Genomic DNA, 22,377 nt, shown 5'->3' on the forward strand with positions numbered 1-22,377 from the left:
CAAACTATGTCTAAGCCGTTTGAACTAGCGGCTTCACTCTTCTGGTAATGGGATAGCACAATTTATTGAATTGACTAACTCATTCAACCCACTGGCACCGGCAGGCAACAAAATAGTTGTCTGCCATTTTCATGTATACTTTTTCTAATTTCATTTCAAACCAAGTGTGTGCTGTACTGATTTCAAAAGGACAGAATTTCATTTTTTAAAATGTAAAAAAGATAAGATCCTGTCTACTTTTGGTATAGGACTTTTTCTTTTCACACATACTATTTTTGAACTTGTTTACCAATACGTGTCCTAATGGTGTCTTGAATTCCTCCTAAAAAGAGCTGCAGATACGACTGCATGCCCTTTTATTTACGTTGTTTCTCTATACCCAATAAAGCAATTAAAAGCTAAAAACACACTATTACACATTCTTTTCATTCCAGATTATGTTAAAATTTCTTAAGTTGCTTATTTCATAGTCGAATTATGATTTCGTATCTAATTCAGCAATATCTGAGCTGTATCTATTATAATTAACAACATAACAATTGAAGTACCAAGGCTCACACTCCCTTCTACTGTAAAAAAAGGTGATGTTCTTATTATTGAGTTTAATAAATATGCAATTGATAAAAAGGAAACAGAAAAAAGCAGACGTGAAATTCAAAATTTATTGGATAAACTATTTGAATAGTAATATTAATTCATCAAACAAGAAGAGCTATCCAATAGGACGGCTCCTCTTTATTTCACATACACATAGGCTTTGTTCGCAATAATATAGCATGTTTTTCTTTTGCTGTTGTGAAATATACAATTAAAAAAGTGAGCAATATAGTTATATTGTTCACTTTTTTGATACATTTATGAAACATTCATGTGTTATCTTCATTACGTTTTTTCTTTTTATAAAACCATGTGCACTAGAAGCCCTAGAGCCCTAAACTCTAGGGCTTCTTCATTTACAATGAGTATATTTTGTCTTATTTACTATTCATTACCTTTATAAATAATTTCTAGCACTCCTTTGTGATTTCCATTTTAACATTAGAATAATTATGAGCAACTCAGAGTAGTCATTGAGCACTTTTTATGGCGCTTTTTATTTCTAACTAGATTAGGACTTTGTTAAAGAACTAAATAAAATCCAATATTCTACTAATAATCACAATACAATCTGTTTGTTACTCAAGTTTTATTAAAAAGAGCAGTTATTACAACTAACTGCTCTTTTTTATTTTGGTTTCTTGCATTTCTATATAAATTTTTTAATCCTATTCGTACTATTTTTGCAACTTAAAATATCACTAATACGTAAACCTGTATTGTATAACAATTTTACTACATTGTTTGGGACAAATTTTAATTTAAACCATATATTATCTATATTTATTAAACCTTTTCTGTTTTTGGAAAAGAGATACCAAAAACTGTTTTATTCCATGGACTACTTTCAACCCATATCCTGCCCTGATTTTTTTCTACTAAGGATTTAGCAATAGCAAGCCCTAATCCACTACCTCCATTAATAGAATTTCTTGATTGGTCACCACGATACATTCGTTCAAATACATGATCTAAATCATGTTCCGCGATTCCCTGTCCTTTATCCCAAACAAGCAATTGGAATTCTTGATTTGATTCCATGAGTTCTATCCCAAGTACTTTTCCTTCTTTCCCATATATAATAGCATTTTTTATTAGGTTATCTATAATTCTTATAATACTTAGATAATCAGCCGTGATAAAACATTTTGTTTTTGGTAAACTAAGCTTTAACTCCAAATTATTCTTCTTGATTTCAGGCAAATACTCAATTAATACTTCTCTGGTAATTTCAGTTAACTCTAGAAATTCAGGATTTATTAAAACTTCATCTGCATCTAACTTTGCCATATTAAATATTTCATTGATTAATTGCTTTAAGTTGCTGGATTTTTTTGAAATAATTTCAAGATACTCTTTTTTTTCTTCTCGAGAAACAGCTATATCATCTTTTAAAGCATCAATATATCCTATAATAGATGTAAGAGGAGTTCTGATATCATGAGAAATACTTGATAAGAGCCTTTTTCTCGCATTTTGAGATTTAATGGATTCGATTTGAACTCTCTCTAACTGTTCAATTAATTCATTCACAGAAAATATCATTTTATTAAATACATTATCTTCATTTACAATTAACCTTGTTGTTAAATTCCCTTTAATTACACGTTGTAACCCCTCAATCATTATTTTCAAACGATTAACGAAGTGAAACCTTATCAGTAAGAGAAAAGTCGTAAAGAAAAATAGTACTATGTACAAAACAAGTTTATTTATTCCTAATAGCTGATTATTTAAATCTGTAAAAAAAAGTCCTATAATACATAATAATTGAAGAATATTAAGTAAGATAATTTTATCGCTATACATTTTGGTCACCTACAAACTTATATCCTATTCCCCAAACTGTTTGTATTAATTGAGGATTAGAGGGATCCACTTCTATTTTTTTTCTAAGTTTTCGAATATGGACCATGACAGTATTATCATCTTCTAAATAGTTGTCCCCCCAAACATTACGGAATAACTGAGATTTAGTAAACACTTGCTCCGGATTTGAAGCAAAAAACCTTAGTAGTTCCATCTCTTTTGCAGTCAAAGGAATCTCTTTCCCCTCTTTGAAAACAGTATATTTTTTCATATCAATTGAGATTTCTTTAAACTCTATACGTGTTTGTTCTCTATCCCCTGCCTCACTTCCTAAAACTAAAAATCTCCTCATAAGAGCTTTAACTCTAGCTACTACCTCATTTATACTAAAAGGTTTTGTAATATAATCATCTGCGCCCATACTTAAACCTAATATCTTATCAGTTTCATGATTTTTAGCAGTGAGCATTAGAATAGGAACATTCGTTTTTTCTCTTAACTTTCTGCAGACCTCAATCCCATCAATTTTTGGCATCATAAGATCTAATATAAACAGATCATATTTGTTTTTATTAAATAACGAAAGAGCGTGCTCGCCATCTATAGCAACATCAACCTTATATAATTCTCGCTCCATATATTTTTTTAATAAATCTCTAATTTCTTTTTCATCATCCGCTATAAGAATTCTAATTTCTCGCAAAATAACACCTGCTTTCATAATTTCTATTATACATGTCCAAAATTATTGCGCTTATTCTCTTTAATTTACAAGTCATCAAAATAAGAAAATTGGCATTTCTTTAAAGAAATGCCAATTCTCAAAAATTAAACTGTTTCAAACGCCAATATGTCGTTTATTATATTAGCATTCTTTTTAAGAATATCTAGCTTTGAATTTGATAACATTTCCATATGGGTTCCGTACCCTTGAATTATCCTGAAATTCTTCGTAGTAGCATTCTCCCACAGTAAATTATTTTCATCTTCTTTTTCTTTTACTGATTTTATATAACTTATATTTCCATCAATACTGCCATTTGTTGTTGTACTCTGTACATACATATAAGACTTCATAATTAATTCTATCAAATAATCACTAGCTAATTTTTCTAAATCTTTATATTTTTTCAGATTGAATTTTTCATGAAGTTCTCTCTTACACTCTTCCTCTGTATAAAGATTCTGTTCTACAATCGTACGGTATTTTGAATCAATAAGAATAAGATTTTCTACTTCAAAACCTTGTCTATTCAATTCTTTTGCCACATCGAATGCAAGAATTCCACCAGCTGAATATCCCACTAATGTGTACGGTCCTTCTGATTGAATATCTTTTATTATTTTAACATATTGTGCAATTCTATTTTCAGATTTAATAAAATTAAAACTGTAAACCGAATATGACTCAATATGCTTTGCTAGCCCCATATATGCTATTCCTATTGAAGCAGCAGGTGGGAAACAAAATAGTTTTTTATTGGTGCTTGTTGAGCTACTAAGTTGAATACAATCCTCTGTATAATCCTTTAACATTTCTTTTGCACCTTCTAAGAACGCTGAAAAACTTCGGACTGTAGGTTTATCAAATACATCTTTAAACGGTACTCTAAAGTTTAACTCTGCAACTATCCTTGAAACAAATGTCATAACGTTTAAAGAATTCGCTCCGATATCAAATAAATTAGTATTCATACCTATTTTTTTGATATTTAAAATTTCTTCCCATATGCTAACAATTTTTTCTTCTAAATCATTTCTTGGCGGTTCGTATTCTAATCCATATTGGACATTTCCATCTGGTGCTGGTAATGAATTTATATCTATTTTACCATTTGTTGTCAACGGCAATTCCTTAAGCTGTGTAAAAAATGCCGGTATCATATAATTTGGAAGTTCTTTTGATAAATATCTTCTCATCTCTGTAACAGTAATTGCTTTTTCTTTATTCTCTAAAACAACATATGCACAAAGATACTGACTATTCTCACCGTCTATTCTTGCAACAACTTTTGTTTCTTTTATATTATCTAATTTTAGAATTTGATTCTCTATTTCTCCTAATTCAATTCTATAACCACGAATTTTGACTTGATGGTCAGTTCTGCCTATAAATTCGATATTTCCACTAGGCAACCATCTTGCAAGATCCCCTGTTCGATACATCTTTGCTCCAGGTACATATGGATTTGATATAAATTTTTCTGCTGTCAATTCAGGTCTATTTAAATAACCTGTAGCAACACCATCTCCACTTATATAAAGTTCTCCTTCTATTCCTACTGGTAATATCTTTTGATTATCATCCAATATATAAATTTGAACATTATCAATTGGCTTCCCAATAGGTACCGATATGTGTTTATCGTCATTAAGGCTATATTTATAAATCATACAGCCAATTGTTGTTTCTGTTGGACCATACTCATTATAGATTTCAACATTATGATTGAAACTTTTTAAAATCTCTCTTGCTAACTCAGTCTTTAAATCTTCTCCACCCACTATTAATCGTTTTATACTTGAATTGCTGTTATCAATATCTCTTATCAACCTTAAATGGGATGGTGTCAATTTTACTATACCTACTCTATTATCCTTAAAGATTTTTCTTATAATTGGTTCATCCCCATCATTATTGTAAATAACTATTTTATTTCCAGAAATTAATGGTGTGAATAATGATGTAATTGTAAGGTCAAATGAGAAAGATGAATACAAGGCAAAATCTAAGGCCTCTCCTTTGACATATTCCTTATTCGCCCATGTTATATAATTGACTAGGCCTCGTTGCTTAAGCATAGTTCCCTTTGGCATACCTGTAGAACCCGAAGTATAAATCATATAAGCCAGATTGTTAGTATTACTTGTTACTTTTATATTTTCAGTAGAATAATGATTATACTCTTCATCTAAAAATACTATTTCTTTGCTTAACCTCACTGCATCTTTACCTTTTGTAAGTATTATATTTGTTCCACTATCCTCTACTATATATTTAATTCGCTCTTCAGGATATTCAGGATCTATTGGTAAATATGCTGCTCCAGATTTTAAAATCCCCATAATTCCTATAATCATCTCTAGAGAACGTTCAAGCATGATACCTACAACTGTGTCTGGTTGAACTCCTTTATTCTGGAGTAGCCTAGCTATTTGGTTAGATTTTTCATTAAGTTCTTTATAAGTAAGTTGCTGCTTATCAAATACCACAGCTACCTTATTTGGAGTCCGTTCTACCTGTTCTTCAAATAAGCGATGAATTGTTTTTTCTTTTGGATACTCTGCCTTTGTTTCATTAAACTCATTCAAGAAATAATGCTTTTCTTCTTTTGAAAGGATTTCTAATTGATTCACATTTTTATTTTCATCTTGCACAACTTCGTCCATAATATTTTTTAGATGATTTGCTATGTTCTGGATGAGTTTTTCTGAATAGAGATTTCCATCATATGATATTTTGAGAACAAGCTGTTCACCTGGAACGACAACTATTGTAAATCCATAGTTGGTTTGTTCAATCCCTTTAATATCCTTAAACACGAAACTACTCTTACTTTCTTCTTCCTGAAGTAAACGTTCATCAAGTGCATAATTCTCAAAAATCATTACATGATCAATTAAATCCCTTTTCAAATCACTAAGAGACTGTATATCTGAAAGATTCATATAGTTGTATGCTTGGCTTTCTATTGCTTGTTGCTGTACCTCTTTTAAAATATTTTTAAAGCTCTTCTGTTCTTTTATATTAATTCTCGTTGGAATTGCATTAATGAATAATCCAACCATTTTTTCAATTCCAGCTACTTTTGCATCTCTACCAGAAACGACAGAACCAAATACAACATCGTCTGTATGATTATACTTGGCTAAAATAATCCCCCATAAAGTTTGTAGCACAGTGTTTAACGTAACATTATTTTGATTAGCCAATTCAGTCATTTTTTTCGTAAGTTCCCTTGAAAATTCAATGAGCGTCTCTTGTCCATGGTACTCTCTTGTACTATCAATTTTGAACGATGGAACTTTCGCAGGTTTTTGATATCCTGCTAAATATTGTTTCCAATATTGAATTCCCTCTTCTTTTTCCTGTTCTCCTAACCATCTAATATAATCACTATATGGTCTTGGCTCTTCTAAATTAGGATACTGTCCTACTTGTTTGTTTCCATAGATATGGAACAATTCTCCCAAAATAATACCTCTGCCCCATCCATCGAACAAGATGTGATGATTACTCCATATAATTGTATAAGCCTTATCATCAGTTTGAATAAGTTCCAATCTAATTAAGACATCTTTACTAAAATCAAAACCTTTTTCTCGATCTTGTTCAATGTAGGTTGTTATACTTTCTTTTTGCTGATCTATTCCTTGCTGTCTAATATCTCGATATCTAAAGCCAATCTTTCGACCTTTTATAATTACATTTTTTGGTTGTTCTGTAATTTCATATTCAATTGCTGTCCGAAGGATTTCATGTCTTTTCATAATATCGTTCAAGCTTTCCTCGAATAAGTTGACATCAATAAACCCTTTGACATCAATGACAAGTTGTTCAAAGTATGCACCTGATTGTGGATCTTCTAATGCATGGAATAGCATACCCTGTTGCATATTAGCTAATGGATAAATCTTTTCTATTTCTCCCCACCTATTTTTCGCCTTGATTTCCTCTAGTTGTTCGAAGCTTAATTCTTTGTCTCCATAGTCAAATGGTGTTTTTTCAGCCTGTTCCTTAGAAATGCAATGATGGATTACATCAAGAAGAGCAGCCTTGAAAGCTTCTGTAAACTCCACTACGACATCCTCTGCATATACTTTTGTATTATAAGTCGTATCAATAGTGAGCTTTCCATCTAAGACAATAGCATTCATTTCTATAGGTGTTTCTCTTGTATGTTTACCTCCAATCGACTCTCCTGCCGATATCCAAGAAGAAGAAAAGATTGTATTATTGAGATCTGCATCCATTTGACCTAAGTAATTAAACAAAATAGGTGGCTGTTCAATATTCCATAAATCTGGATCTCCACTCAATTGTTTTAAAACCCCATAGCCTATTCCCTTATTCGGAATTCTTCTAAGAGACTCTTTCACTGTTTTAATAGTCATTGAAAGGTCCTTTTCATCTCCTAAATTGATGTATACAGGATATTTGGTTGTAAACCATCCAACTGTTCGGCTAATATCTACATTTTTTATAATCCGTTCTCTACCATGGCCCTCTAGACTAATCCTAATTTTATTTTCACCAGTTACTCTCCTTGTAGCTATTAAAAGAGCACTAATCAGTAAATCATTGATTTCAGTATGATATGCTTGATTTGTTTCTCTTAACAATCGGCTTGTTTCCTCTATTCCGAGAGCGGTACTAAAAGTATCACTATCCTCATATCGGAATAGTCCAACTTCCTCTTTTTTCTCTAAAAAGTTAACATTATCCTTTAATGTGTTCACCCAATATTGCTTTTCTCTAAGGATTTTTGCACTCTTAGCATACTCGTTGAGCTGAGTAGCATACTCTTTATAAGAAGTCGTTTTTGGATAAAACGCTATTGGCTCGCCTTTCAGTAGCTGGCTGTATCCAAGTACAAAATCTTCAAATAGGATTCTCCAAGAGATTCCATCCACCACAAGGTGATGAATAATAAGTAACAGATGGTCTCCAACATTCGTCTTAAACTGTGCTACATTTACAAGAGGTCCTTCTTGTATATCAATTTTCTTCTGGAATATTGTCGCAAGTTCTTGAATTTTCACATCTGGATTATCTTCTCTCGAAACGTCATAAACATTAAAACCAAATTGATTTTTTTCCACTTCTCGATTGAATTGAAGTACTTCATTATTCTCCTCTTTATAAATCATTCGTAATGCGTCATGATGTACAAAAATTGCTTCCATAACTTCTTTTATCATTTCCTCACGGAATCCATCTTTTCTATACAACATAACTGCATGATTATAATGATTTACTTCTTCTTTTCCATTCATAAAATACGCTTTTTGAATTGGAGTGAGCAACACATCTCCTGTTTCAATTTCATAAGAGCCTTCTTGTATTGTCTCAATATTGACATAGTTGCTTAAAAACTTGATTTCCGGATAGGTAAATAGATCTTTCATCTCTAACGTGATACCTTCTCGTGATAAACGTGAGATAATTTGTAAAGCTTTAATAGAATCTCCACCCGAAGCAAAAAAGTTATGGCTAATCCCAATTGGCTTGACTCCTAATATATCTTCCCATACCTTCACAAGTTTTTCTTCTACCTGATTTCTTGGTTTTTCATAATCTACTCCCTTACTCACATCTGGCTCTGGTAAGGCTTTTTCGTCTACTTTTCCATTTGCCGTAAGTGGAATACGCTCCATCTGAACAAAATAAGATGGAATCATGTATTCAGGGATTTCTACTTTTAAGTACGCTCTTAATTCTTCAAATGATAGGTCCCTCTGGGACGTAATATATGCACATAGATATCTTCTTCCGTCCTGACCTTCTCGATCAATCACGAATGCTTCTTTAATTTGTTCGTGTTTAACTAAATGACGCTTAATCTCTTCTGTTTCAATTCGATAACCTCTTATTTTCACTTGACCGTCAATCCTACCTGCAAGCTCAATTCTACCATCTGATAGTCTTCGAGCAAGATCCCCTGTCCGATACATTTTTTTATTTGGTTCAAACGGATTTTGAACAAATTTTTCTTCTGTCAAATCTGCTCTGTTTAAATATCCACTTGCTACGCCATCTCCTGATAAGCATAATTCACCATAAATACCTTCTGGGACAAGTTTCATTTGTTGATCCACTACGTAAGCCTTCATATTCTGAATTGGTCTTCCAATCACAGGGCATTCTTTGAAAGCTGCCATTGTATCATATTCAATAACTTGATATACCGAACCAATTGTCGCCTCTGTAGGTCCATAGTGATTCATTACCGCATGATTTGGGTAATGTGTATAGAATTTTTCAACATCTATTGGATTGATTTTCTCTCCACCTAACACGACTAATCTCAAAGTTTTACAGCTTTGATTATTTGAGAAACTCGGATCATTCACCAAGACGTTAAAGAGAGACGGTGTTAATTTCAAATAAGAAATCCCTTGTTCTTCTATATACTGTAATGCCTTCTGAGCATTAGTATATACTTCTTTTGTAACGAGATGCAGTTCACATCCATTTAAAAGTGATGAATATAGACTTGTATAGCCCAAGTCAAATGCATAGGAAGATACTAACATTGCCTTATCTGTTTCTTTTAGATTCGCTTTCTTTGTAAACCAAGTCATATAGTTTACAACGTTGTTGTGCTGAACACATACACCTTTAGGTGTACCAGTCGAACCTGATGTATAGATGATATACGCATTATGATTCCATTTATAATTGACTAATAAATTTGATGTATCCCTCTCTTTTATAGAATCATCTTCCATGGAGATTATTTCTCCATTAAATTGGAGAGTTTCTTTCCTTTCTCCTTTTACTATCAATAGGCTAGCATTACTATCCTTTAAAATGACATTCGTTCTTTTATCCAGTTGTTCAGGATCTATTGGTAAGTAAGTCGCTCCTGCTTTTAATACGGCCATAATTCCAATAATCATTTCAAGAGATTCTTCCACTAACATACCTACTGTTATCCCTGGATTTGCTCCTTTTTCTTGAAGCAACCTTGCCATTTGATTCGCTCTTTCATTCAGTTCCAGATACGTAAGTTTCTGATTTTTAAATATCACGGCTACATGGTGAGGTGTTCGTTTCACCTGTTCCTCAAATAATTGTGAAATTGTTTTATCTTTCGGATAATCAGCTTTTGTATCTTTATCATCCTGCAATAGCATCTGCACTTCTTCTTCTGAAAGCAACATAATATCCTGAATGCTTTGTTCTGGCTTCTCAATAATTTCTTTAAAAACCTGGATTAAATGTTTAGCTAATCTTTCTACAGTTTCCTTCTTAAATAATTTAGTTCTGTAATTTAATACACATTTGATACTACGCTCTTCTTCAACAGCGGTAAGTGTTAAATCAAATTTAGAAACATGCGCCTTCATTTGATATTGTGAGAAAGTTAAACCTTGTATTTCAAAATCATCATAGTCAAAGTTTTGTAAGACGAGCATTGTATCAAACAAAGCACTTCTGCTCATATCTCTCTTTAAATCTAATTTTTCAACTAATTCATCAAATGGATAATCCTGATTTTCATAGGCTTTTAAAGCATTCTCTTTAACTTCTTTTAAATAATCTTGGAATGAAACGTCTCGTTTTGGATAATTTCTCATCGCAAGAGTATTAACAAAAATACCCATAATCTGTTTCAAATCATCATGAGGTCTTCCTGCGATTGGAGATCCCACTACGATTTCCTCTTGCCCCGTATATTTTGAAAGCAGTGTTGTGTATCCCGCTAACAGAAGCATATACAGCGTCACACCATGTTCCTTCGCCATCTTCTTAAGATTAACATATGTGTCACTATCGATTTCAAAATGTACAAGGTCACCTTCTGTACTTTGAATTGGCGGTCTTTTATAATCTGTCGGCATATTTAGTACTGGTACTTCTTCTTTAAATACATGCATCCAATACTCTTCTTGTTTTTTCATTTCTTCTTGAGTAAACAATTCTCTTTGCCATACAGAATAATCTTTATATTGAATGCTTAATGGAGATAATTCTTTCCCGTTGTATAACTCAGCTAATTCCTGTGTAAAGATCCCCATTGATACACCATCTGATATAATATGGTGCATATCTAATACAATCACGTGCTCATCATCTGTAACATGTATGATTTCAACCCGTAAAAGAGGAGCCTTCTCCAAATCAAACGGTTTAACAAATCCATTGATCATATCATCTAGCTTATTGGTACCCATTTCTCTATACATCACTTGGAAATCTATGTCTTTTTCAATCTTTTGAACTGGTTCACCATCTACCATTACAAAAGAAGTTCTTAAAGCTTCATGTCTTTCGATTAATTTATGGAAAGCCTTCTCAAGTTGCTGAACATCCAAATCACCTTTTATCTTCATGGCGAACGGTATATTGTAAGATACTCCGCTACCCTCTATTTTGTTTAAAATGTAGAGTCTTCTTTGGGCAGATGAAAGCGGATAATAATCTTGTTCTTCTACTTTTTTGATCGATGCATATACACTTTCTTTTGTAGAGTCAATAAATTCTCCAATCCCTTTTATAGTAGGTGTTTGGAAGATTTGTCGTAAAGGTATCTCCACCATAAGTTCCTTATGGATTTTAGAAACCATCGTAGTTGCTTTAAGAGAATGACCTCCTATTTCAAAAAAGTGCTGGTTGATACCGATTTTTTCCACTCCTAAAATTTCCTGCCAAATGGATACAAGTCTTTCTTCGACTTCATTCCTTGGTGCCTCATACTCTACTCCCACAACTGCACTTTCATCAGGTTCTGGTAAGGCCTTTCGGTCCACTTTTCCATTTGCTGTAAGTGGCAGTTTATCCAACTGAACGAAAAACGCAGGAATCATATACTCTGGAAGCTCTTGCGCCAAAACCTTCCGAATTTCTTGTAATATGGATTCTTTCTTACGTGTTTCAGACGTAAAATAAGCACATAAATATGGTTGACCATTATTATCCTCTCTTGCGATGACAACGGCTTCTTTAATCTCTTTCTGTTTCAAAAGTTGATTCTCTACCTCACCTAGTTCAATCCTGAAACCTCGAATTTTCACTTGATGGTCAATTCTACCTAAAAATTCGATATTCCCATTAGGCAATAACCTTGCAAGATCTCCTGTCCGGTACATCCTTTCCCCTGGAATGAATGGATTTGGAACAAACTTCTCCGCTGTGAGCTCTGGTCTGTTTAAATAACCACGTGCCAAACCTTCCCCACTTACACAAAGTTCACCTGCAACTCCTAATGGCAATAAATTATTTTCCATATCAAGGATATAAACCCTGTTATTACTTATTGGTTTACCAATAAGTACCTTCTGATCTTCCTGTTTTAATTCACATATTGTAGAACAAACACTATTTTCTGTTGGACCATATTCATTAAACAATTTTACGTGAGGCATTTTCTGAAAATGTTTTGTAATTAGATTTTCATTAAAACCTTCACCTGCAATTGTCACAAATCTCAAATCTACTAAAGGCTTATCAATAGTGTTTAATAGATTATTATAATAGCTTGGAACAGCTAACAAATTAGTTACTTTATTATTTTGAATAATATTTATAAATTTACTGAAATTCATTCTTATATCTTCTATTAAAATTAATTTACCTCCAGAAAGCAAAGTAGTAAAAATATCTTCAACAGAGCTGTCAAAAGAGAAAGAAGGCATCTGTAACGTAATATCACTTTCACTATATTGATATGATTCTATTCTCCAACATAACGTATTGAGAATAGATTTATGATTCACCATAACACCCTTTGGTTTTCCTGTTGAACCTGAAGTGTATATTATATAAGCCATGTCAGAGGACTTATTTAGACTAGGCAAGTTTTCTGTAAATCTATCCTTAATCTTTTGTACATTTATATCAATACAAGTTAAATCATAATCTACATGTTTATTTTCTTGTTTTAACAATATTTCTATACCACTGTCTTCTAACATATATCTTCTTCTATCCTCTGGATACTCAGGATCAATTGGAAGGTATGCTCCCCCGGCTTTTAATATCGCCATCATACCAACTATCATTTCAATCGAACGTTCAACCATAATACCAACCACAGTATTAGATTTCACACCTTTTTCTCTTAGCAGAGTAGCGACTTGATTAGATTTTTCGTTAAGTTCCCAATAAGTCAATTGTTGATTTTCAAACACAACTGCAATATTTTCAGGTGTCCTTTCTACCTGTTCTTGGAACAATTGATGTATCGTCTTCTCTTTTGGATAATCTACTTTTGTATCATTAAATTCATACAATAAAGTTGTTCTTTCTTCTTCTGAAATTATGTCTATTTCATTTATTTTCTTATTCTCATCTGCAATCACTTGTTCAGTTACTTTTTTAATGTGCATTTCGATATTATCTATTATTTTGTCATCATAAATATTGCCATCATAAGTTAAAACTAAATTTAACTTCTCACCTGGAGTTGCAGCAATACTAAAACTATAATTGCTCTGCTCTTCTGCATGTATATCTTCTACCTCAAAACCTATATCCATTTTTTCATTTCCAGCAATACGTTTATCAACAGCATAGTTCTCAAACACAATTATATGATCAATAAGATCATTCTTTAATTTACTCATTGCTTGAACTTCAGCTAAATTCATATAGTTATAATTATTGCTAGCTATAGCTTCACTCTGTACAACCGTTAAAACCTCTTTAAACTTCTGATTCTTTCCAAGGTTTATTCTAGTTGGAATGGCATTAATAAATAAACCAATCATCTTTTCAATTCCGTCTACTGGTGCTTCCCTTCCCGATACAATAGTTCCAAATACTACTTCGTCTGTATTATTATACTTCGCCAAAATAATACCCCAAATACTCTGGAATACTGTATTAAAGGTTACGCTATTCCTATTAGCAAGCTGTGTAATCTTATTTGTTAGTTCGTTCGAAAATTCAATTACTTTTTCTCTTCTTAAATACTCACTATTATTCTTAGTAATCTGTAATTTTGGTATTTGCGCTTTCTCTTCATAACCATCTAAATATTGCTCCCAATAACTTTTACCTTCTTCTTTATCTTGCTCTTCCAGCCATTTTATATAATCGCTATAAGGTTTCGTTTCTTCTAACTCATATTCTTCACCATTTATTAATTTTCCATATACAGTGAATAACTCACCTAATACGATTCCAAGACACCAACCGTCCAATAAAATATGGTGATGACTCCATACCAATTTATATAAGTTTTCATCTGTTCTAATCAAACATACTCTCATTAAAGTATCTTTACTTAAGTTAAATCCCTTTTCTGTATCTTCTTCTCTATAATTTTTTATGAATAACTCTTTTTCTATAGTTCCTCTTTCACTTATATCGCAATATTGAAAACCTATTTCTCTATCCGCTATTATTATTTGTCTAGGCTCCTCAACTATTTCATATTCAAATGATGCTCTTAGTATTTCGTATCTTTGCATGATTTTATTAAAACTTGTTTTTAATATCTCTACATCAACGTATCCTGTTATATCCATGACAGTTTGTTCAAAATATGCTTTTGAATTTTTGTTTTCCAAAGCATGGAACAGCATTCCTTTTTGCATATTTGCTAACGGGTAAATCTTTTCAATTTCGAAATCTTTATACTTTTCTTTAATATCCTTAAGTTCACTTAGAGTTAATTTAGTATCCCCATAGTCATAAGGCGTTTTTTCCACCTCTATTTGACTAACACAATGATCAATTATAGTTTCAAGACTTTCTTTAAACTTATCATTTAATTTCCTGATTGTTAGTTCATCAAACTCTAGCTCATTAAAGGTAGTATTTATAACCAATTCATTATTAATAATTATCGAATTAATTTCTATCGAATTATTTCTTGAAATCTTTCCTCCAATTGTTTCCCCATAAGAAAATTTTGATTCAGAAAATTCATTTCTGTTAACATCATTATCCATTTCACCTAAATAGTTAAATGAAATTGGTGCTTTTTGTTCATTTAATAGATACTTCTCTTTTGATAAATATTTTAGTATACCAAATCCGATTCCCTTGTTAGGAATTTTCCTTAAAGTTTCTTTTACCATTTTTATATTAGTAGCAAGATCGGTCTCATTGCCTAAATCTATAAGTACTGGATACATAGTTGTAAACCAACCTACAGTCCTACTAATATCTACATTTTCTAAGATATCTTCTCTTCCATGTCCCTCCATATTTATTTTTATACAATTTTCACTTGTTATCTCTCTAGCACCTAATAATAAGGAAGTTAACAATATATCATTTATTTCTGTATTGTATGCCCTATTGGATTTTCTTAATAAACTTATAGTCTTTTCCTTATTTAAAGAAATACTAACTGTTTTACTATTTTCGAATGTGTCACTTTTGAGCTCTTTTTTTCTAGGTATAAATGCAACCTCAGTATTTGCTATCTCTTGCCAATACTCTTTTTCCTTTAATAATTTATTGCTACTAGCATACTCCCTCAGCTTAGAGGAAAATTCTTTAAAGGATTCAGTCTTGAATCCAACGTCTAACTTCTCACCTCTTAAATCCTGAGAATATAGAGTTTCAAAATCTTCTAATATTATTCTCCATGATACTCCATCTACTACAAGATGATGAATGGTAATAAGCAGATGATCACCTTGATTCGTTTTAAATAAACAAAGATTAACGAGTTTACCATATTTGATGGAAGATTTCTTTTGGATATTTGTCGCTAATTCATATATTTTCTCTTCCTTATTCTCTACTCCCTCAACATCATGAACGTATAAATCAAAGAGGTTATCCTTATAGCCTCTATTATACTGAATGATCTCTCCATCATTTTCTCTATAAATCATTCTAAGGGCATCATGCTGCTCTAATATCTTATTAAAGACTCTCTCTATTCTCTTTTGATCAAATCCATCTTCCCTAAACAGCATAAATGATTGATTAAAATGATCTAGTTCTTCTTTATTTTTCTCAAAATACCATTTTTGAATTGGAGATAATATTACTTCTCCTGTAACTATTTCATAAGGTTTTAACCGTTTGTTTTGCTTTTTTACATACTTACTAAGATCTTTAATTTTAGGGTTTGCAAATAGATCTTTCACTTCTAACTTAAGATTTATTCTAGACAACCTGGACACAATTTGCAGAGCCTTAATAGAATCTCCACCTGATACAAAGAAATGATGATTTATCCCTATATCCTCTATGCCTAGGATATCCCTCCAAATCTCAACAAGATGTGTTTCAACTTCATTTCTTGGTGCCTCATATTCTACCCCTGATTGACTACTTCTATCTGGCTCTGGAAGTGCTTTTCGATCCACTTTATCGTTTGATGTAAGTGGTAACTGGTCAAGTTGAACAAAATAAGAGGGAATCATGTAATCAGGAAGTTCCTTTTCTAAAAATTCTCTTATCTTGGCTGAAGATATTGCTTTTTCAGACACAATATAAGCACTTATATACGTATGATTTTTCTTATCCTCTTTTGCTACTACTACGACCTCTTTTATATCTTGATGTTTTAACAACTGGCTCTCTATTTCACCAAGTTCTATTCTATACCCACGTATTTTTACTTGATGGTCAATTCTTCCTATGAATTCAACATTTCCATCAGGCATCCATCTTACAAGATCACCTGTACGATACATTTTTTCTCCACTGACGAAAGGATTTCCCACAAATTTCTCGGCAGTTAAGGCTGGATTATTTAAATAACCTCTTGCCAATCCAACTCCAGATATACATAACTCTCCTGTTACTCCAATTGGACAAAGCTGATTATACTTATTTATTATATAAACTTTAGTATTATACACCGGTTTTCCAATTGGAATATTATCATCATTGTTATTCATTAAGAAACTTGTAGTTACTACTGTATTTTCGGTTGGACCGTAGGCATTTACAAGTTGATAGCGAGTATTCTTATTTAAAATTAACTTTTCGCCACCGGATACTAACATTCTTAAAGAATGATTATCTTGTAATATAAATTGTTCACTTACCTTAGATGGGAATGTTGCAACTGTTATGTCTTTACTATTCATATATTCATTTAATTTATCTAGATCAAGCCTCATATCTTTGCCTAAAACGTGCAAAGTAGCTCCGGTGATTAAACAAGGGAAAATTTCTCCAATAGATGCATCAAATGAGACTTTCAAATAGTTTGTAATTCGATCTCTTTCTGTTATTTTATGAAAATCTACATACCAATTACATAAATTGACTAAGGAATGATGTTCCACTAACACCCCTTTTGGTAAACCCGTGGAACCAGACGTATAAATGACATAGGCTAAATCATTTCTATTATTACGCCTTTCCATATTAATTTGCTCTTGATTTTTTATTGTTTCATCATTAATTGAGATTTTAGTTATACATTCATTATTGATAAAATGAAGTTTATCGTATAAATGAGTCTGCGTTAATACGAATTTTGCGTTACTATCTTCTACCATATATTTAATTCGCTCTTCAGGATATTCAGGGTCTATTGGTAAATACGCTGCCCCTGATTTTAATATACCCATGATACCGACAATCATATCTAAAGAACGTTCCACCATAATTCCTACAATCATTTCTGGATGAACACCCTTATCATAAAGTACTCTAGCTACTTGATTGGATTTTTCATTGAGCTCCTTATAAGTAACTTGTTGCCCCTCAAATTCTACGGCAACCTTGTTTGGAGTTCTCTCTACCTGCTCCTCAAATAATTGATAAATGGTTTTATTCTTTGGATAATCCATATAAGTTTCATTAAATTCATTCAAAAGAATGTGCTTTTCTTCTCCCGAAAGCATATCTATTTGACCTAAACAAACTTCCTGATTATTAGTAATTTCTCTTAAAATGCTAACAAAGTGCTCTGATATTTTAGCTATTGTCTCTTTCTTAAACAATTTTGTACAATATTCTAAATCAAATTTTATGATGTTATTAGTTTCTACTGCTGATAATGTTAAATCAAAATTTGCTATATTAAGTTCACTATCATATGTTTCAAAACTTAACCCTTTAATCTCTTCATTAGAGGTATCTAAGTTTTGTAGCACAAACATCGTATCAAATAATGCACTTCTACTCATATCTCTTTGTAAGTCCAGCTTTTCAACCAGTTCATCCAAAGGATAATCTTGATTTTCATAAGCCTTTAATGCATTTTCTTTTACTTCTCTTAAATAATTACGAAATGTTTTATCTTCATTTGGATAATTTCTCATCGCAAGGGTATTCACAAACATTCCGACAATATTTTTAAAATCATGATGGCTTCTTCCTGCAATTGGAGATCCTACCACAATATCATCTTGACCCGTATATCTTGAAAGTAAAGTTGTATATCCAGCTAACAGAAGCATATACATGGTAACCCCATTTTCTTTTGCAATTCTATTAAGGTTCTTTGTCAACTCACTATCTATTTCAAAACTTCTTCGAGCCCCTTCAACACTTTGTGTCGGCGGCCTTTTATAATCTGTTGGCATATTTAAAATAGGTACTTCTTCTTTAAAAACATTTATCCAATATTCTTCTTGCTTCTTCATTTCCTCTTGAGTAAACAAGTCTTTTTGCCATACTGCATAATCTTTATACTGTAGGTCCAATGGGGATAACTCTTTCCCTTCATACAGTTTACAGAGCTCTCTATTTAAAATGTTCATTGAAACTCCATCTGAAATGATATGGTGCATATCTAGGAACATCACGTGCTCATCATCTGTGACATGTATAATTTCAACCCGTAAAAGAGGACCTTTCTCCAAATCAAACGGTTTAACAAATCCATTAATCATATCATCTAGCATATTGGTACCCATTTCTCTATACGTCACTTGGAAATCTATCTCTTTTTCAATCTTTTGAACTGGTTCACCATCTACCATTACGAAAGAAGTTCTTAAGGCCTCATGTCTTTCGATTAGTTTATAGAATGCATTCTCAAGCTGATGAACATCCAAATCACCTTTTATTTTCATAGCGAAAGGCATATTATAAGATACTCCGCTACCCTCTATTTTGTTTAAAATGTAGAGTCTTCTTTGGGCAGATGAGAGCGGATAATAATCCTGTTCTTCTACTTTTTTGATCGATGCATATACACTTTCTTTCGTAGAGTCAATATATTCTCCAATTCCTTTTATAGTAGGTGTTTGGAAGATTTGTCGTAAAGGTAGCTCCACCATAAGTTCCTTATGGATTCTAGAAACCATCGTAGTCGCTTTCAGTGAATGGCCTCCAATTTCAAAAAAGTTGTGTTGAATTCCTATGTTTTCTATATCTAAAATATCTTGCCAAATGGATACAAGCTTTTCTTCGACTGTATTCCTTGGCGCCTCATACTCTACTACTCCTGCAACCGAACTTCCATCAGGACTTGGTAAAGCCTTTCGATCCACTTTCCCATTTGTAGTAAGTGGTAGCTTGTCTAGCTGAACAAAAAAAGCAGGAAGCATATACTCTGGTAACTCTTTTGCCAAAAACTTTCGAATTTCTTGAACCCTAGTCTCGCCCTTCGATGTTTCGGAAGTAAAGTACGCACATAAATATTGATGATTATTACTATCTTCTCTTGCGATAACAACAGCTTCTTTTACTTCCTTATGTTTTAGAAGTTGACTCTCTATCTCACCCAGTTCAATCCTGAAACCACGAATTTTCACTTGATGGTCAATTCTTCCTAAAAACTCAATATTTCCATCAGGTAGCATTCTCACAAGGTCTCCTGTTCGATACATTCTCTCTCCTAGAATGAACGGATTTGGAACGAATTTCTGAACTGTTAATCTCTCGTTATTTAAATACCCTGTACTTAATCCGTCTCCAGAAATACATAGTTCTCCAGGCACACCAAGTGGAAGCAGGTTAGAATTTTTATCTACTACAAAAACCGAAGTATTTGCTAACGGTTTTCCTATTGGGATAACCTCAGTTACTTCATTAACAAAATAATAAGTAGCATATACCGTGCTTTCAGTTGGACCATAAACATGAATAATTTTATCTTTGCCCAATTTCTCAAGGGCTTTGTTCACATGTGAAACTGAAACTCTTTCACCACCGAATAATATTTTTCTTATTTTATCTAAACAATCTATTTCTAAATCTACAAGCGCATTAAATAAAGCTGTGGTAATAAACATAATACTTATTTGTTCTTCCTTTATTAACTTAGCTAGTTTAACAAGACTTAATACAGTGTCCTTCTCAACCATTATTAACTTTGCACCATTTAGAAGCGCACCATAAATATCAAATATAGACCCATCAAAAGCATAATTCGAAAGTTGTAGTATCGTATCATTCTCATTAATTTCAATATAATTTGTATTCTTAACTACTCTAATTGCACTATAATGCGGAATAACTACTCCTTTTGGTGTTCCTGTTGATCCTGAAGTATAAATGATATAAGCTGTATCACTTGAATGATTTATCAAATTCAAATTATCTGTACTTAGCCTTAAAAAATTCTCTTGATCTAAATTAATTAACTCCACATTCAAATTAAGTTGATTTATACATCTATCTTGAGTCAATAAAAATTTTACATTACTATCTTGTAACATGTAGTCAATTCTCTCTTTAGGAGTCTCAGGATCAATTGGTAAATAAGCCGCTCCGGATTTTAAAATCCCCATAATTCCTATAATCATTTCTAAAGAACGGTCGACCATGATTCCTACAATTGTGTTTGATTGAACGCCTTTTTCTCGCAGTAGTCTAGCTATTTGATTTGATTTTTCATTTAATTCCCTATAAGTTAGGTTATTACTTTTAAAGCTAACTGCCACACGGTCAGGTGTCTTCTCAACCTGTTCCTCAAACAATTGATGTATCAACCTATCTTTAGGATATTCAACGGTTGTTTCATTAAATTTATAAAGAAGAATGTTTCTTTCCTCTTCTGAAATTAAATCTATATCGATCAATTTCTTAGCATCATTTTCGATAACTTGCTTCGTTACATTTTGAATATGACACTCTAGATTATTGATTAGTCTTTCTTCATATACATTTTCATCATATACAATTGTTAGTTTCAATTTCTCTCCTATTCCTAAAGTAAGGCTTAGGCTATAATTACTTCTCTCTTCGTCGGTTACAGATACAACTTCGAACCCTAATCCACTTTCCTTTTCTTCCAATCCTTTTTCATCAATAGCATAATTTTCAAATACTAATATATGATCAATAAGATTACTTTTTAAGTTGCTAAGAGCTTGAACTTCGGCTAAATTAATATAATTATAATCATTACCCTCTATTGCATCATGTTGAGTTGCTTTTAAAACTTCTTTAAATGATTTTTCACTTTGCAGCTTTATTCTAGTTGGTATTGTATTTATAAATAAACCTAACATATTCTCTATACCTTCTACAGCTGCATCTCTGCCTGAGACAACTGTTCCAAAAACAACATCCTCACTATTGTTATACTTCGCTAGAATAAGCCCCCAAATACTCTGCATCACTGTATTTAAGGTGACGTTATTTTTATTTGCCAGTTGTGTAATCTTATCAGTTAACTCTTTTGAAAACTCTATCACTTTTTCTCTTCTCTGATACTTTCCAGCACTAGAGTTATTAAATTTAGGGAGGGTAGCATTTAACTCATACCCCTCCAGATACTTACTCCAATACTTCAATCCTTCTTCATTATCCTGATTATTTAGCCAATTTATATAATCACTATAGGGTCTAGGATCTTCTAATTGATGCTCTTCACCTTTCATATTATGTGAATAGATAGTAAATAACTCATCTAATATAATCCCAATACACCAACCATCAAGTAATATATGATGAAAGCTCCAAATTACTTTATATGAGTTATCATTTGTTTTGATCAAACAAATTCTCATAAGGGTTTCTTTTGTTAGGTCAAAGCCCTTCACCTTATCATCTACTATATATTTTTCCACATATAAATCTTTAGTGTTTAAATCTAAATCACTTACATCATTATAGCTAAACTTAATTTTTCTATCCCTTAATATTACATGTAATGGCTCGTCCAATTTATAATTAAATGATGCTCTTAACACTTCGTGCCGTTTCATAATCTCGTTGAAACTTTCCTCAAAAATAGTTTCATCTACATAACCTTTTATATCTAATATAATTTGTTCAAAATATGCATCTGAATTTTTATCTTCAATAGCATGAAACAGTATCCCCTTTTGCATATTTGACAATGGATAGATTTTCTCAACTTTATTAACTTTCATAAATTTATCCCCCTAAATAGTTTCCGTCGGAAAAGGCACAAAAATTAT

The 22,377-nt window shown here is 32.1% G+C and carries 4 protein-coding genes; 1 reads left to right on the plus strand and 3 read right to left on the minus strand.

From position 1 onward, the window contains the following. Nucleotides 1–517: 517 nt before the first annotated feature. The gene (locus tag MHB52_RS17870; protein WP_046945785.1) at nt 518–685 is read left to right on the plus strand and encodes a DUF3006 domain-containing protein; all 168 of its coding nucleotides are present in this window, start codon (nt 518–520) and stop codon (nt 683–685) included. A 698-nt stretch (nt 686–1,383) separates the two neighbouring features. Here the strand turns inward: MHB52_RS17870 and MHB52_RS17875 are convergent. The 3 genes from MHB52_RS17875 to MHB52_RS17885 form a co-directional block, all read right to left on the minus strand. Beyond that, entirely contained in the window at nt 1,384–2,406 is a 1,023-nt protein-coding gene (locus MHB52_RS17875; protein WP_000286658.1) for a sensor histidine kinase, read from the minus strand. Then, the gene (locus MHB52_RS17880; protein WP_001206989.1) at nt 2,399–3,109 is read right to left on the minus strand and encodes a response regulator transcription factor; all 711 of its coding nucleotides are present in this window, start codon (nt 3,107–3,109) and stop codon (nt 2,399–2,401) included. Before MHB52_RS17880 ends, MHB52_RS17875 begins: the two co-directional genes overlap by 8 nt. A 125-nt stretch (nt 3,110–3,234) precedes the next feature. Next, on the minus strand, nt 3,235–22,329 hold the full coding sequence (locus MHB52_RS17885) for a non-ribosomal peptide synthetase (RefSeq protein ID WP_325859129.1): 19,095 nt from the start codon (nt 22,327–22,329) through the stop codon (nt 3,235–3,237). Between the last annotated feature and the right edge of the window lie 48 nt (nt 22,330–22,377).

It is taken from the genome of Bacillus sp. FSL K6-0073, from assembly GCF_038006085.1.
In the GTDB taxonomy this organism is placed as follows: domain Bacteria; phylum Bacillota; class Bacilli; order Bacillales; family Bacillaceae_G; genus Bacillus_A; species Bacillus_A cereus.

Excerpts from the sequence above, each read along its gene's own strand:
- MHB52_RS17885 (WP_325859129.1), bottom strand. The coding sequence starts at position 22,329 with ATGAAAGTTAATAAAGTTGAGAAAATCTATCCATTGTCAAATATGCAA.
- MHB52_RS17875 (WP_000286658.1), bottom strand. The coding sequence starts at position 2,406 with ATGTATAGCGATAAAATTATCTTACTTAATATTCTTCAATTATTATGT.